8 protein-coding genes and 1 pseudogene are annotated in these 16,654 nt (G+C 45.5%); 4 read left to right on the top strand and 5 right to left on the bottom strand.

Going from position 1 to position 16,654, the window contains the following annotated elements; all coding sequences use genetic code 11:
• Positions 1–6: 6 nt before the first annotated feature.
• From H8S63_RS03650 to H8S63_RS03635, 4 genes are read left to right on the top strand one after another with little or no spacing between them, the layout of a single operon-like run.
• Positions 7–3,072: a TonB-dependent receptor gene (locus H8S63_RS03650; RefSeq protein ID WP_186925748.1), complete on the top strand. Its 3,066-nt coding sequence runs from the start codon at positions 7–9 to the stop codon at positions 3,070–3,072.
• A 12-nt stretch (positions 3,073–3,084) separates the two neighbouring features.
• Positions 3,085–4,617 (top strand): RagB/SusD family nutrient uptake outer membrane protein, encoded by a 1,533-nt coding sequence (locus H8S63_RS03645; protein ID WP_149924125.1) that lies wholly within the window; start codon positions 3,085–3,087, stop codon positions 4,615–4,617.
• A 14-nt stretch (positions 4,618–4,631) separates the two neighbouring features.
• Positions 4,632–6,941 carry a beta-glucosidase BglX gene (gene bglX, locus H8S63_RS03640; protein WP_186925747.1) on the top strand — a complete coding sequence of 770 codons (2,310 nt, stop codon included), beginning with the start codon at positions 4,632–4,634 and terminating at the stop codon, positions 6,939–6,941.
• 18 nt (positions 6,942–6,959) lie between these two features.
• Positions 6,960–8,363: a glucoamylase family protein gene (locus H8S63_RS03635; protein WP_186925746.1), complete on the top strand. Its 1,404-nt coding sequence runs from the start codon at positions 6,960–6,962 to the stop codon at positions 8,361–8,363.
• Between the two features lie 27 nt (positions 8,364–8,390).
• Here H8S63_RS03635 and H8S63_RS03630 read toward each other — a convergent pair whose 3' ends face one another.
• From H8S63_RS03630 to H8S63_RS03610, 5 genes and pseudogenes are all read right to left on the bottom strand, one after another.
• Positions 8,391–10,940 carry an outer membrane beta-barrel family protein gene (locus H8S63_RS03630; RefSeq protein ID WP_186925745.1) on the bottom strand — a complete coding sequence of 850 codons (2,550 nt, stop codon included), beginning with the start codon at positions 10,938–10,940 and terminating at the stop codon, positions 8,391–8,393.
• Positions 10,941–10,963: 23 nt separating this feature from the next.
• Positions 10,964–11,155: pseudogene (locus H8S63_RS03625) on the bottom strand (PD-(D/E)XK nuclease domain-containing protein); the annotation flags it as partial.
• Positions 11,156–11,391: 236 nt separating this feature from the next.
• On the bottom strand, positions 11,392–12,426 hold the full coding sequence (locus H8S63_RS03620; protein WP_229102149.1) for an endonuclease/exonuclease/phosphatase family protein: 1,035 nt from the start codon (positions 12,424–12,426) through the stop codon (positions 11,392–11,394).
• Positions 12,427–12,438: 12 nt separating this feature from the next.
• Positions 12,439–13,839 carry a DUF5689 domain-containing protein gene (locus H8S63_RS03615; RefSeq protein WP_186925743.1) on the bottom strand — a complete coding sequence of 467 codons (1,401 nt, stop codon included), beginning with the start codon at positions 13,837–13,839 and terminating at the stop codon, positions 12,439–12,441.
• A 45-nt stretch (positions 13,840–13,884) separates the two neighbouring features.
• Positions 13,885–16,635: a TonB-dependent receptor gene (locus H8S63_RS03610; protein WP_186925742.1), complete on the bottom strand. Its 2,751-nt coding sequence runs from the start codon at positions 16,633–16,635 to the stop codon at positions 13,885–13,887.
• Between the last annotated feature and the right edge of the window lie 19 nt (positions 16,636–16,654).

Here is a 16,654-nt window from a genome sequence, read left to right as displayed (position 1 = left end):
TAACAAATGGAAAAATTTAATGCAATGAGGACTAGACTTTCACAACATCTTCAGACAAAAGCCATCAGGCTAAAGGGCTTCATTATGCTCACTTGCCTGTTACTAGGTTCTATCTCTGTCTTTGCACAAACAAAGACGGTGACAGGAACGGTAACAGATGCCGCCAATGAGCCGTTGATCGGTGCATCGGTACTCGTACAAGGGACTTCTACCGGAACCATTACGGATATGGACGGTAAATATTCAATCTCCGTCACTCCGGAGGATGTATTGGTGTTTTCATACGTGGGAATGACTACACAGAGTATCAAAGTAGGAACACAAAGCATAATTAACGTCACCCTAAAAGAAGACTCGCAAGTACTAGCCGAAACAGTCGTTATCGGATACGGTAGTGCAAAGAAAAGAGATCTGACAGGTTCCATCACCAACGTCAAAGGAGAAGAAATAGCCAATAAACCGGCTATGAACCCACTTTCTTCCTTACAGGGAAAAGTGGCAGGTGTGCAGATTGTAAACTCAGGACGAGCCGGGGCCGATCCGGAAATCCGTATCCGTGGTACAAACTCCATCAATGGATATAAACCGCTGTACATTGTCGACGGTTTATTCAATGATAATATCAACTTCCTTAATCCGGAAGATATCGAGTCGATGGAGATTCTGAAAGACCCGTCGTCCCTAGCCATCTTTGGTGTTCGTGGTGCAAACGGTGTTATCATCATCACCACCAAGAAAGCAAAAGAAGGACAGACCTTGGTCAATATAAATACTTCTTTCGGCTTCAAGAAAGTGGTGGACAAAGTAAAATTAGTCAATGGCCCGCAATTCAAAGAGCTGTATAGCGAACAGCTTGCCAACCAGAAAGATGACCCGTTCGATTACACCGGCTGGGACGCCAACACCGATTGGCAGGATGAAATCTTCCAGACTGCCTTTATCACGAACAATAATATCAGTATCACAGGAGCTTCTCCCAAACATAGTTTCTATCTGGGTGTCGGCTACTCTTACGAACAAGGCAACATCGAACATGAGAAATTCAGCAAGGTGACCATCAATGCCAGCAATGATTATAAAATCACCGACTTCCTGAAAGTAGGTTTCCAATTCAACGGCGCACGCCTTCTACCTGCCGACTCGAAACAGGTGTTAGGTGCTCTCCGCTCCACTCCTATCGCTCCGGTATATAACGACGAGTATGGATTATACAGCGCTTTGCCCAATTTTCAGAAAGCACAGATCAACAACCCTATGGTAGATGTCGATTTAAAAGCGAACACAACGAAAGCCGAAAACTATCGCGCATCGGGTAATGTCTATGGCGAAGTGGACTTCCTGAAACATTTTACCTTCAAAGCGACGTTCTCTATGGACTACGCTTCCAACAACGGACGTACCTATACTCCTATCATAAAAGTATACGACTCTACCGTCAAAGGAGATGTTTCCACTTTGGGAACAGGTAAAACAGAAGTCAGCCAGTTCAAGGAAAACGAGACGAAAGTACAGAGTGACTATGTGCTGACCTATACCAACAGTTTCGACAACGGCAATCATAACCTGACAGCCACTGCCGGCTTTACCACTTATTATAACTCACTAAGCCGCCTGGACGGAGCGCGCAAACAAGGAGTAGGCCTTGTGATTCCGGACGATCCGGATAAATGGTTCGTCAGTATCGGAGATGCCGCTACGGCAACCAATGGAAGTACCCAATGGGAACGCAGTACCGTGTCTATGCTTGCACGGGTCATCTACAACTATAAAGGGAAATATCTGTTCAACGGGTCATTCCGTCGGGACGGTTCTTCCGCATTCTCTTATACAGGCAATGAGTGGCAGAATTTCTTCTCGCTAGGTGGCGGTTGGCTGATGACCGAAGAAGAATTCATGAAGGACATCAAGTGGCTGGATATGTTGAAGATTAAGGCCTCTTACGGAACATTGGGAAATCAGAATCTGGACAAGGCCTATCCTGCTGAACCGCTATTGACCAATGCCTATTCGGCCGTATTCGGTAAGCCGTCCATCATTTATCCGGGATATCAACTTGCCTATTTGCCTAATCCTACCCTCCGCTGGGAAAAAGTAGAGGCATGGGAAGCCGGATTTGAAACGAATATGCTTCGCAACCGCTTGCATTTCGAAGGTGTATATTATATGAAGAACACTAAAGATTTGCTTGCTGAAGTTCCCGGAATCTCCGGAACAATGCCCGGTATCGGTAACTTGGGACGGATTCAGAATAAAGGTGTGGAAATGGCAATCACCTGGCGCGACCAGATCGGTGAATGGGGATATTCCGTCAGCGCCAACCTTACTACAATCAAGAATAAAGTAAAAAGCCTTGTTCAGGACGGTTATTCCATCATTGCCGGAGATAAACAGCAAAGTTACACAATGGCAGGTTATCCTATCGGATACTTCTATGGCTATAAGGTAGCGGGAGTCTATCAATCGGAAGCCGATATCAAATCGTCTCCTGAGAATACACTTGCTACAGTTACTCCCGGTGACTTGAAATTCGCCGACGTCAATAACGACGGAAAGATCACTCCCGCAGACCGTACCATGATAGGTGATCCGACACCGAATGTCACTTACGGTTTCTCGCTCGGCGTGGATTACAAGAACTGGTCTTTGGGTATCGATATGATGGGACAAGGCGGAAACCAGATCTTCCGTACATGGGACAACTATAACTTTGCCCAGTTCAACTATCTGGCACAACGCATGGACCGCTGGCACGGAGAAGGAACATCCAACAGCCAACCGTTATTGAACTCCAAACATTCCATCAATACGTTGAATTCTGAATACTACATCGAAGACGGCAAGTTCTTCCGTATCCGTAACGTACAGTTGGCATACTCTTTCGACAAGAGCCTGCTCGCAAAGATACGTCTGCAAGCCCTGAAAGTCTATGTCAACATTCAGAACCTGAAGACATGGAAACATAACACCGGCTATACTCCCGAGCTGGGTGGTACCGCCACCGCATTCGGAGTGGACAACGGCAGTTATCCCGTACCGGCAGTCTACACCTTCGGAATCAACTTAACCTTTTAAAACGATAATTGTATGAAACTGGATAAATATATATTTTCAACCTTTATTGCCGCTACCACACTGCTTCTGAGCAGTTGCAGCGACTTTCTAGACCGTAGTCCGCAAGGACAGTTCACAGAAGATGACAATCCGAACGCACTAGTGAACGGTAAGATCTATAATGTATACACCATGATGCGTAGCTTCGACGTAACCTCCGGTACACCCGCCTTCGCCATCCACAGTTTCCGCTCCGAAGATGCGGAGAAAGGAAGTCTTGCCAGCGACGGTTCCGATGTGGCCGAAATGTACGACGACTTCATCTACACTCCTTCCAATGGTCAGCTAGGTGCTTATTGGGGCAAAAATTACGCCATCATCTATCAATGTAATGACATTCTCAACGCTATCGCCGAAAAGGAAACAACGGGACAGACGGAAAGCGAAGACATCATCAATAAAGGAGAAGCCTCCTTCTTCCGTGCTTATTGTTACTTCAATCTAGTAAGAGCCTTCGGTGAAGTGCCTTTGGTGACTTATAAAATCAACGACGCTTCGGAGGCCAATATTCCGAAAACGACCGCTGATAAGATATACGAGCAAATAGACCGCGACCTGAAAACAGCGGAAGAGTCATTGCCTGAAACATGGAGTTCCGATTATACAGGACGGCTGACTTGGGGAGCTGCACGTTCTTTACACGCGCGTACCTACATGATGCGTAACGATTGGGACAATATGTACACCGCCTCCACCGACGTAATCAAGAAAGGCCTTTATAACCTGAACACCCCGTACAATAAGATATTCACAGACGAAGGTGAAAATAACAGCGGCTCCATATTCGAACTGCAATGTACCGCTACTGCGGCCCTACCGCAAAGCGATATTATCGGTAGCCAGTTCTGCGAAGTACAAGGTGTTCGTGGAGCCGATCAGTGGGATTTAGGCTGGGGATGGAACATGGCAACCGAACATATGGCGGAGGCATACGAACCGGGCGATCCGCGTAAGAATGCCACTCTGCTTTATTTCCGCCATTCGGACAGCGACCCCATCACTCCGGAGAATACGAACGAGCCTTACGGCGAATCTCCTGTTTCTCCGGCGATAGGCGCCTACTTCAACAAGAAGGCATACACTGACCCGGCTTTGCGTAAAGAATATAGCAATAAGGGCTTTTGGGTAAACATTCGTCTGATCCGTTATGCGGATGTATTATTGATGGGAGCCGAATCAGCCAACGAAAAAGGAATTCCGGGAGAAGCTATCGACTACCTGGAGCAAGTTCGTGCACGTGCCAGAGGTTCTAATGCCAATATACTGCCCAAAGTGACAACTACCGATCAAGGAGAGTTGCGCGAGGCCATCCGTCACGAACGCCGTGTGGAACTGGGAATGGAATTCGACCGTTTCTATGACCTTGTCCGTTGGGGAATTGCCAAAGATGTGTTGCACGCGGCAGGAAAATTAAATTACCAGGATAAGAACGCCTTGCTTCCACTTCCGCAGACGGAAATTGATAAGTCAAAAGGAGTATTGGTACAAAATCCGGATTATCTATAAATAAATATAATAACATGATATACAAAAAGTTAAGTTTACTCATCCTATTGTTTGCCACAGGTCTTCTGACTGTATCGGCACAAAAGTCTCCACAGGATATGGATCGCTTCATCGACGTACTGATGAACAAAATGACTTTGGAAGAAAAAATTGGACAGTTGAATCTTCCCGTCACCGGAGAGATTACCACCGGTCAAGCCAAAAGCAGTGATATTGCCGCCAAAATCAAAAAAGGCGAAGTGGGAGGACTGTTCAACCTAAAAGGAGTAGAGAAAATACGCGATGTACAGAAACAGGCAGTGGAAGGTTCCCGCTTGGGTATCCCATTGTTGTTCGGCATGGACGTTATTCATGGTTATGAAACCATGTTTCCCATCCCGCTCGGCCTATCCTGCACTTGGGATATGTCCGCTATTGAAGAATCCGCCCGTATTGCAGCTGTAGAAGCCAGTGCCGACGGCATTTCATGGACGTTTAGTCCGATGGTGGACGTCTCACGCGACCCTCGTTGGGGACGTGTATCCGAAGGTAGCGGTGAAGACCCGTTTCTGGGAGCCATGATTGCCGAAGCGATGGTACGCGGTTATCAAGGAAAGAATATGCAACGGAACGATGAAATCATGGCTTGCGTGAAACACTTTGCCTTATATGGCGCAGGAGAAGCCGGTCGTGATTATAACACCGTAGACATGAGCCGCCAGCGAATGTTCAACGACTATATGTTGCCTTACGAAGCTGCCGTCGAAGCAGGTGTAGGCAGTGTGATGGCGTCATTTAACGAAGTAGACGGAATACCCGCCACCGCCAATAAATGGCTGATGACCGATATTTTGCGCGGGCAATGGGGCTTCAACGGTTTTGTTGTAACCGACTACACGGGGATTTCCGAAATGATCGACCACGGAATCGGTGACCTTCAGACAGTATCGGCACGTGCCATCAATGCCGGAGTCGATATGGATATGGTAAGCGAGGGCTTTGTGGGAACACTGAAAAAATCCGTTCAAGAAGGTAAAGTTTCGATGGAGACACTGAATACAGCCTGCCGCCGTATTCTGGAAGCCAAATATAAACTTGGATTATTTGATAATCCTTATAAATATTGTGACCCGAAACGTCCGGCACGTGACATATTTACCAAAGCCCACCGTGAAGCCGCCCGCAGGATTGCAGCAGAAAGCTTTGTCTTATTAAAGAACGACAGCCCCGACAGGAACCCTAACGGAAATCCGCTATTGCCTTTCAACCCCAAAGGCAATATTGCCGTAATCGGTCCGCTCGCCAACAGCCGGACGAATATGCCCGGCACATGGAGTGTGGCTGCCGTACTCGACCGCTCTCCTTCATTGGTGGAAGGTCTGAAAGAGATGACAGCAGGAAAAGCGAATATCATGTACGCCAAAGGGAGCAACCTGATCAGTGACGCCGCATACGAAGAACGGGCAACGATGTTCGGCCGTTCGCTGAACCGTGATGGCCGCACAGACCAACAGCTGTTGGACGAGGCGCTCAATGTAGCACGCCATTCGGACATAATCATTGCCGCTTTAGGAGAGTCTTCGGAAATGAGTGGCGAGAGCAGCAGCCGTACGAATCTGAATATCCCCGATGTACAACAGAACTTATTGAAGGAACTGTTAAAGACAGGAAAGCCTGTGGTACTGGTATTATTCACCGGCCGTCCGCTTACGTTGACTTGGGAACAGGAACATGTACCCGCTATTCTGAACGTGTGGTTCGGAGGCAGTGAAGCTGCATACGCCATTGGCGACGCACTCTTCGGTTATGTCAATCCGGGTGGTAAACTCACTATGACTTTCCCGAAGAATGTCGGACAGATTCCTCTTTATTACGCACATAAGAATACCGGACGCCCGTTGAAAGAAGGCAAATGGTTTGAGAAGTTCCGCAGTAATTATCTGGATGTGGACAATGATCCGCTTTACCCATTCGGCTACGGACTGTCCTACACCACCTTCTCTTACAGCGACATTGATCTGAGTCATTCATCAATGGACATGACCGGCTCACTGACCGCAGCAGTAGAAGTTACCAATACCGGCACATGGCCCGGCACAGAAGTGGTACAGCTCTACATCCGTGATCTCGTAGGCAGCAGTACCCGCCCTGTGAAAGAGCTGAAAGGTTTCCAAAAGATATTCCTGCAACCAGGTGAGATGAAGATTGTCCGTTTCAAGATTGCTCCGGAAATGCTGAGATATTATAACTATGACTTGCAACTGGTAGCCGAACCGGGCGACTTTGAAGTGATGATCGGTACGAACAGCCGTGATGTGAAAACCGCGAAGTTCACGTTAAACTAAACTTTTATCACCTTGATTATGAACGATAAATATAAAAGAATAATAGAAATGAGTGCACTTCCGCTCATGTTACTATTTCTATCCGCCGTTGCCCTGACTTTCCAGAGCTGTAAAGGGAAAAGCAAAAACAACAACCTTTCCGCAGCCACCGACTCGTTATCGGACGACGCCCTGATGGATACCGTCCAAAGACGGACTTTCCTCTATTTCTGGGAAGGTGCCGAGCCGAATAGCGGCTTAGCTCCCGAACGTTATCATGTGGACGGCGTTTATCCAGAAAACGATGCCAACGTAGTCACTTCCGGCGGCAGCGGCTTCGGCATCATGGCCATCCTTGCGGGAATCGACCGCGGTTACGTCACCCGCGAAGAGGGACTGGCACGAATGGAACGCATCGTTTCTTTCCTCGAAAAGGCAGACCGTTTCCACGGAGCCTACCCTCATTGGTGGTATGGTGATACGGGCAAAGTGAAACCATTCGGCCAGAAAGATAATGGTGGCGATCTGGTAGAGACAGCTTTCCTCATCCAAGGACTGCTGGCCGTACACCAATATTACGTCAACGGAAACGAGAAAGAGAAAGCCCTCGCCCAACGGATCGACCAGATTTGGCGGGATGTCGACTGGAACTGGTATCGGCAAGGCGGACAAAACGTTCTTTACTGGCATTGGAGTCCGACGTATGGCTGGGAAATGAATTTCCCTGTACACGGCTACAACGAATGTATGATTATGTATATTCTTGCCACCGCTTCTCCTACCCATGGAGTACCTGCGGCTGTCTATCATGACGGTTGGGCACAGAACGGAGCCATCGTTTCTCCGCATAAAGTGGAAGGAATCGAGTTGCACCTCCGCTATCAGGGCACCGAAGCCGGACCGCTTTTCTGGGCTCAATACTCTTTCCTCGGACTTGATCCGGTAGGACTAAAAGATGAATACTGCCCCAGTTACTTCCACGAAATGCGCAACCTGACACTGGTGAACCGTGCTTACTGCATCCGCAACCCTAAACATTACAAAGGTTTCGGACCGGATTGTTGGGGACTGACCGCCAGCTATTCCGTCGATGGATATGCAGCTCATTCGCCCAATGAGCAGGAGGACAAAGGAGTAATCTCCCCTACCGCCGCACTTTCATCCATTGTCTATACACCGGAATATTCAATGCAGGTAATGCGCCATTTGTATGACATGGGAGATAAAGTGTTCGGTCCTTTCGGATTCTACGATGCTTTCAGCGAAACGGACAATTGGTATCCGCAACGTTATCTGGCTATCGACCAGGGTCCTATTGCTGTCATGATCGAAAACTACCGGACCGGATTATTGTGGAAACTCTTCATGAGCCATCCCGACGTACAGGCCGGATTAACCAAACTTGGTTTTAACACCAACAAGCAAGACGTGAGACAGAAATAAGAGGGAATCCCGGTGTGCGGAAATGGTCTACTGGCCACCTCCACCACTGGTGTTTCCGCCTCCTCCACCTTTGACATCGTTATTGTTAATGCTTCGGGCTGCTTTCTTCACACTCGCCTTCAGCTCCCCGAACCGGTAACTGATACTAAATCCATAATACCGGTTCGGATATTTGTTCGAACTTCTCGACATAAAGTTCTGCCCTTCAGTATGACTGTTGTACGTTCTGTATTTCTCCACAAAATTGTTACAATAGATATTCAGTGACAGGCGCTCTTCTTTCAGGAAAGAACGACTCAACCCCAGACCATAGTAATTGTAGCCCGAGCCTTTTCCTTGCAAGCTAATATAAGGTGTGCTTCCTCCGCCATTCAGGCTCAAGCGTATTTTCCAAGGTAACGTATGCTGTATTCCGCCATAAACGGAACCGTTCCACCCATAATTATGCAAATTCTGTGAAGGACTTCGCAAATCCCTGTAATTTCCACGCCCGTTAATATAGATCCGCGTTTTGGGAGAAGCATTCCAGTTCACATAAAAGCTCAAACCGGTTTCCCTACTCTTCCCGATATTATCATAAGTACTGTACAGAGCACCTTGAGGAGCTTTATGATCTCCATCAAAGATTTCTCCATTCGGGTCGGTAACCAAATGGCTGACCCTTTCGATACCATTATTATTGAAAGAATGGCGCAACGAAAGGTTGACATTGAATTTCGCCGTGAAATTGCTATAAGATAAATCGAACGAATGACTTTTCTCACTCTTCAGATTCGGATTCCCCTGGCTGATAAACATCGGATTCTGATTATCGAAATAAGGATTCAAATTCCAGATTCCCGGTCGCCAGATGCGCATATTATATCCACCACGCAAATTTTGCGTCTTGCCAAGCTTTATGCCCAACGAAACGGAAGGAACCAGATCACTGAAATTCGCATTGAAATCCTCTCCCGGACCTACAATATACTTTACCCGCTGCACAGTTTGTTCATAGCGAAATCCCGGTTTGAATGTAAGCCCCTTATATTTCAGTGTATATCCGGCATAAGCCGAAATAATATGGTTCAGATGCCGATACTCGCTACTACGGTCATCAGTATATACATAATCCTCACTTCCTCCTTCGGCCTCATAAAACTTGTTATCACTGGAATTACGGCGGAAAATATACTTGGCACCCGTTTCAATCGTATGCAATTTCCCAATCGGAGTCGTGAAGTCCACTTGGAAAGTCTGTTCCATCGTATTCGTTTTTCCATCCGAATGGAAGTTCTTCAACAACAGATTATCTATGATATCCTGCCTGTCTGCTTCCGGTTCAATATTCAAGTAGGTATTATATGAATCATTTGTTTGAGGGTGTGAGTTTATTTTATAAGAGAAGGTAATCATTCGCTCCTTGTTCTTTTTTGAAGTACGCTGGTAATCCACATTACCATTGATAGAGTACCAGGAACCTTTTCCATGATTATCCGTATTATACCGATAGGCAAAACTCTGATGGTCGGATCCATACATGACGGTACTTCCGTCGCTATTGTTCTTGCTACTGCCGCCATACATTCCAAAAGCCATAGTCAGCAATCGTAACGTGTCGATCTCGTAACTGGCCTCCAGATTACCATATTGAAAATTTCCTTTCGACTTGGAACTGCTTTCCGATTCCAGATACTTCTCATCGACCGACTCATAATTCTCCCGGTAACTGTCGGAATAGCTACGCGGGCTGTTGTTATAATTATAGTTGTAATTGGCGGAGAGGGTCAGTTTTCCTTGTTTTATCATGGCATAGCTACCCGCACCCACCCCGTTATTATTGGCATTTCCTCTAAAAGTAGCCGTATATCCTTCAAATCCGCTACCCACCGTAACAATATTCAGAATACCTCCGATCCCCTCCGCATCATATTTAGCGCCCGGTGAAGTAATGACCTCAATATACTTGATTGTATTTGCCGGCATACTTTTCAACACCTCTTTCGGATTGTTGCTCATCATATTGTTAGGTTTCCCATTCACGTGTATCTTGAAACTGCTGCTACCGTTTACCTGCACATTATCCTCTCCGTCCACCGTTACCAGAGGAACTTTCCGAAGCATTTCCAATATACTGTTCGATTTTGAATCCGGATCATCTTCAATGTTGTATTCAATCTTATCCACATCCACTTTAACCAAAGGCTTTTGTGCGACGATTTCCACACCTTTCAACACATTGTTAGCCTCCGAAGAGTATAAAGTCCCCAAGTTAACCACTCTCACCGATGGTTTTAAAGCAAATTCTTTCACGATAGGAGATTTGCCAATAGAGGAAATCGTAATAACATACTCCCCCGAAGCCACATTCAGTTTTTCCTGAAAGTGTCCGTTAGCTCCGGTCACCGCCATTTTCACGGCCTTATTCGGGGCACTCTTCTTTGTAATCCTGATTGTTGCATACGGTTCTCCTTCCTGAGTTAAGGAATCTAATAGTATCCCTTTAACAGTAAAAGAAAGAGGAGCAGATTTCTGTGCCCATCCCACCGCAGATGTAACGAACATGAATAGTAATAGTAGCAATAGTCTGTGTTTCATGACTAGAATTATTTAGTTTTTTATTAATCTTCCATAGCTCTCCATTCTCCGATTGTCCTTGTTGCACTATCAAAATTAACTCCTACCTTCATCACTTTCCTGTGATCCGGTTGATATGGGATAGCATACCCTTTACTGTTTATTTGTTTTAAAGCCTCTTCCGGAGTACCGTCCACCTTGAATTCAAAAACATAAATAGTATCTTGCATCTTTAATTCCGTCTTATCTACATAAACGTTATTATTATTGCGTAACTGTTCAAAGTTTTGTATTCCTATCGGATATATTCTGAAAGTATTATCCATGTCTGTCTTTATTAAAGTGAATCACAGGCAAATATAGATATTTACAGACAGACCGCAAACAGTAGATAAAAAATAAATGCACAGATTCGAAATAACATCAAGTTATTCAAATCAATGCATTTATATTGCAATATACGACAATAAAATTAACGTATCTCTTTCAAAAAATAAATCAATACGGGGAAATGATCACTATATCCATTAATAAAAGTATTACTGGAGAATGTGCGCCACGGATATCCTTTACGTTTTCCCTCCTGTGTCGTCAAGAAATCACGATTAAATATTTCCGCTTTCCAAAACTTCAAAGTTGAACGGTCTTTACCTAAAAGATTACCTGAAATAATCAGCTGGTCAAACAAATTCCATTTATCCTGATAACACAAAGAACCGATACCACGGTCGAACAAAGACCACGTAGCATTAAAATAACCGTCAGGCTTCGTATCTGCGGCCTTTCTACAAGCTTTTAAAACTTCCTTCGTGCTTTTATTATTCGGATCATCATTCAAGTCCCCTACAATCAACACTTTCGCATTCGGATCAGCAGCATGAATAGAGTCTGCAATGTGTTTAGTTATAGCAGCAGCAGCTTCTCTATAGATTGAAGAACGATCACCACCATAACGGGAAGGCCAATGGTTAACAATCATATGAAACGATTCACCCGCCAATAGCCCGCTCACCAGCAACTGATCACGTGAACGGAAATTCGGTTGTGAAGGCATCACAAAAGGATATGCTTTCGATGAAAGCAAAGTAAACAATTTGGGGTTATAAAGACATCCCACATCAATTCCACGACGGTCCGGTGAATCGTAATGCACAATTTCATATCCCATAGAAGCTAATGGTTCCGTCTTCACCAAATCTTCCAACACCCGACGATTCTCTATTTCGGAAACACCAAGAATAGCCGGTCCACCCGGACATTTCTCACGGGCTAACTTAGCTATGACTTTCGCCATATTCTTCAGTTTCTGCTGATATTTCTCCGGCGTCCAAGCGTAAGGACCATCCGGAAGAAACTCATCATCGCCCGGATTATTGGGGTCGTCTTCCGTATCGAACAGATTCTCCAGATTATAGAAACCTGCCGCATAGACTCCCAAACGTGTTTGCCCCATCAGTCCGACAGACAGGGCAAACAGTAGCATATTCAATAATACAAGTCTTCTCATTATCTATTACGATTATTTGGTCGGTTCCGGCTTTATAACCTCACCGCCTCCTTCACCAGAACCGGAAGTAACAAGTTTCACGCCAAAGAGACGTAATCCTACTGTATTCTGTGCAGAAGAAGCAAATTCTAATACTGTAGAGTTTTTGACAGCCACATTCTCAATCTTTATTTCAAAGGGTTTGTTCGCATCTCCATTAGCTTGCGACACAACTTTAGAGGGAACAGACAGTTCTATCCCATTACACGTCACCTTCAAAGCATTCAAGTCCTGAGTCGAGTTGTCCTCAAAAACATTAGCCCCTACATTATAAATCAGAGTAGCCGTTGTAGCTTCACCAGCCTCAATTCCTTTAATGATAAGCTTGTATGTCGTACCACCTTGAAACCATATATTGCCATCGCCACTATTGGAACGCGCACTCAACCCGGTCAAATCACCATCGAACATAGAATTAGGATTATCGAATGTATTGGAAGCACTAGCCTTCCACCATTCGTCTACTGATACCCAATTACCGTTTACCTTATCAGGCGCTTTAAACGTTTCGCTAAACAATACCGTTTCACCGCTTTCACTTCCACCATCTCCTTCTCCCGGTTCAACTCCATCGAAGCCGAAAACATCCGAACGGGAAGGAATCATCAGCTGCCAAGTTCCTTTGAAACGTCCGAGAATACCTACTACAGTTCCCGTTCCTACCGGCAACGTTTCTGCGGCAAAGGAAGCATAACTGCTCGTTCTCACCATAATCACATTTCCATGCGCATCTTTCAGGTTTTCCTCTCCGTACTCTTTCGTCTCCACTTTGGCAAATGTATTCTTTCCACCATTCTCGAAATGTACTCCTTCCATTTGCACCAAACGGTAAGTCATTTTAGTTACGTTAAGGTTTACCGTGCTCATGTCTGTAATCCGTTCCGGCTCGACGTTGTCCACATACGGCCATCCGTTCTTCTGGACACGCGCCTGAAATTCAGTAAACGGCAGACGATAGGTCGTGCCCCCGGCGAGCCATCCCAATTGCTGTTCATCTCCGTATACAGACACGCACATACCTTTCAGATTCACAAATACCTCTTGTCCGCGACGATAGAAATTAGAAACGTTATTCTCGTCCACCTGTATCGGCATTGCTCCGGTTTCATCCTGCACGATTACCTGCTTGTAGATATTACCCGATTCATCGTTTCCTGTGATGTATGCTCTCAATACCCAATCATTGGTGATTTCTATAGGCGTTTCTTGCGTAGCATTCTTACAGTTTTCTTTCAAATCCGCAATCGTTATATTCGCACTTGGTCCGTCATATACAGGTTCATTCAACGGAGGAGCATCATAATCACGTTCACAGCCGGTCAACACAGCGGCAGCCAGCACTAAAAAGGAGAATATTTTCTGAGTTACTTTCATATCTGTTTCAATTTTAATCGTTATAATATTCGTTCCGTTCTCTGTTTAGAAGCGGTAACTGATGTTCGCAAAGCAGTTGATACCCTGCATATAATAATACTTGTTAGGGAACAACGCCGGATTAACCAACGCTCCGTCTGAAGCAAACACACGTGCCTGTTCATAACCACCTGTACGAATGTCCCGCTTATTGAGCACATTATTGACCGAAAGGTTGAAATTAATGGATTGACGGTTGCGCAGGTAGAAAATCTTACCTACCGAAAGGTCGAGCGTACAAGCACTTCCGATACGTTCTTGTGTAGTCATGGCATAATAGGTATCCATCGTTTCCGGAAGCGTCGGGTCTACCGTATTGTAAATCCCCTCCATGCGGCGGGCAGGAGCCACGTCGATATAATTGCGTCCGAAAGCATTCAGGTTGGCACCCAAGAACCAATAATCAATGAAGTAACGTACCCCGAAAGTTCCCGCAAACTGCGGTGTTCCGGACACATACAAATTTTTCATATATACTTTTGAAGTCTTGTCACCTTGTGTAGCTTCATAATTTTCCACTGCCATCGGATTATTGCTATAATAATATTCCGAGATGGTACCGGCAAGGTCGAAACTCCAATGGTTGTCCAACTTATAAGTCGTTCCCAATTCAATACCACGATGTATCCGGTTCACACCATAGAGCACATGATTAAAGAAGTTGGTTCCGTTGAAGTAACTGCTACGCTCCATCTGATCGTAGAAATTAGTCTGATAAAGCGAAACACGTCCCGTGAAGGAGGGCAATGAAAAAATATAATTCACATCGGCAGAGAATACTCTTCCACTCTCCAGCTTCTGTCCGTTCTCTACATCCTCAGGAGTCATATCCGAAATACGGGGTGACAGATAAGCGTTGTTAGGCAACGGAGCTTCAGTACCGTAACTGACATTGGCTGTCAGGAAATGACGGCCATTGAATTTATAAGTCAATCCTGCTTTCAATGCCATATCCACAAACGAATGTGTCCGCCCTTTTCCGTAAGAATTCTCCGGATAACGTCCATTCTTCATTTTACCGTCCCGATAGAACTGCACATAATCGAACTTTGCCCCATAATAGAAGTCCATCTTAGCATATCTATGCTGATTGGTGACCCATGCACCGGCTTTCATGATATTCAGATTGAAGTTATATCCGAACACACCGCCTTCATATACTTTACGGTCGGGACGGTTCAAGTCATTCTGTTTGCTGTTGAGGTCATCGTGTATATCACGTTCGGCATACTTGTCATAATCCATCACGTAGGATGCGCCCAGCAGGTCATCCACTGTTTTGAACTGCCGCGACTGTGTGTATCGGAATTCCGCCCCTGCCGTCAACCAGCTATGGTCGCCCAATTTGGTGTTAAAAGTAGAGTTCAAAGTAGTTTCCAGCAAATCACTACGTCGTTCTTCCACCATATATTGCGCTTTTCCATCCGCCTGCATAGCGTTGGCAAGATACATATTGTCCCAATTAATTTGCGTAACGCTCGTATCGTTGCGTCTCCACAATAATTCTGTAGCTTCGGCAACTTCGGGTGAGACATTGATGTCAATGGCAAATGGCAACTTACGATAATAGTCCGGACGCGGATCCGACGCATTGTACCAGTTCAATGCTGTATTGCCATAGCGTCCGTAATGCATTCCCACTCCTGTAACCAATGACGATTCGTCGTCAATCTTCCACGTATGTGAAAGAATCAATGTAGGGTCGAAAGCCAGAACGACTTTCGCATTTCTTTTTTTCCCGTTCTGATATCCCCAGTTCGGGTTGTATTGATAATTGTCCAGCAATTCACACGCCTGCTGATAAGTGGCGCTCTGCTGTCCACGCTGCACAGGAGAACCGAAAGTGACGATAGAGAGACTGTGTTCTCCCCCTTTCCATTGCTTTTCGGCCGACAGCGCATAAGAGAAATTACGATAGAAAGTACCGTCTACTGCACCTTCGTGCGAGTAACGACCACCTAACGATGCGGCAAAAGCCCATCCATTGTCAAGCAATCCTGTGGAATAAGTCACCATTCCGCGCAAATAGTAATTGCGGTTGGCGTAAGAAAGCGTAGCCTTCGTTCCCGGAGAGATGGCAGAAGCCCGCATATTGATATTTTCCGCACCACCGATAGATCCGTAGGTGAAAGCGGAAGGTCTGTTGTAATTGACCACATCCCCATTCCGGGTCATGTCGTTCAATGCACCGATAGAAGAATAGTTGAAAACGCCCCTCAACTGGTCATTGAAATTCACGCCATTTATATATCTTTGTTCATAGATGTTTTCATATCCTCTGACACGAAAACGCATGGGAGATAACTGATAAGAAGTTTTATTCAAATAAACATCGTTAGAAAGTATGACTTTCGAACTAATCTCTTGTGAACTACTCTCTACGTCGTCATCCACTGCTGCTTCATCCAGCACACCAATTAATGAAAGATTATCAGTAACAGTCAGTTCCACAACCTCAACTTCACCAAGATCTGTTACCATACCTTCAGCCACCTCCACCAATAGATTTTTGGGGTTGATGCCTACGGAGTTAAAAACAAGTACATCCTTTCCCGGAGATACTTTGTCGAAAAAGAAAGTTCCTTTTACATCGGTTCGCGTCTGTCGACCCTCTCCGTTCAAAGTGACAATCACTCCAGGAACAGGACGATTACTTTCCGCACCAATCACACAACCTTTTATCCCCGTACCCGATTGCTGAGCCAAGAGAAAGGAAGGAAAAAGGAATGCTAGTAAAAGCACTAAATTTTGTTTCATAATTATCAGTTATTATTAA

The organism is Bacteroides sp. NSJ-39, from assembly GCF_014287315.1.
GTDB lineage: Bacteria > Bacteroidota > Bacteroidia > Bacteroidales > Bacteroidaceae > Bacteroides > Bacteroides finegoldii.
The sequence above is the reverse complement of the archived record's forward strand: the minus strand, read 5'-3'. Positions and strand labels throughout refer to the sequence as shown.

Coding starts and splice junctions, on each gene's coding strand:
- H8S63_RS03630 (WP_186925745.1), bottom strand. CDS start 10,940: ATGAAACACAGACTATTGCTACTATTACTATTCATGTTCGTTACATCT.
- H8S63_RS03615 (WP_186925743.1), bottom strand. CDS start 13,839: ATGAAAGTAACTCAGAAAATATTCTCCTTTTTAGTGCTGGCTGCCGCT.
- bglX (WP_186925747.1), top strand. CDS start 4,632: ATGATATACAAAAAGTTAAGTTTACTCATCCTATTGTTTGCCACAGGT.
- H8S63_RS03620 (WP_229102149.1), bottom strand. CDS start 12,426: ATGAGAAGACTTGTATTATTGAATATGCTACTGTTTGCCCTGTCTGTC.
- H8S63_RS03650 (WP_186925748.1), top strand. CDS start 7: ATGGAAAAATTTAATGCAATGAGGACTAGACTTTCACAACATCTTCAG.
- H8S63_RS03635 (WP_186925746.1), top strand. CDS start 6,960: ATGAACGATAAATATAAAAGAATAATAGAAATGAGTGCACTTCCGCTC.
- H8S63_RS03610 (WP_186925742.1), bottom strand. CDS start 16,635: ATGAAACAAAATTTAGTGCTTTTACTAGCATTCCTTTTTCCTTCCTTT.
- H8S63_RS03645 (WP_149924125.1), top strand. CDS start 3,085: ATGAAACTGGATAAATATATATTTTCAACCTTTATTGCCGCTACCACA.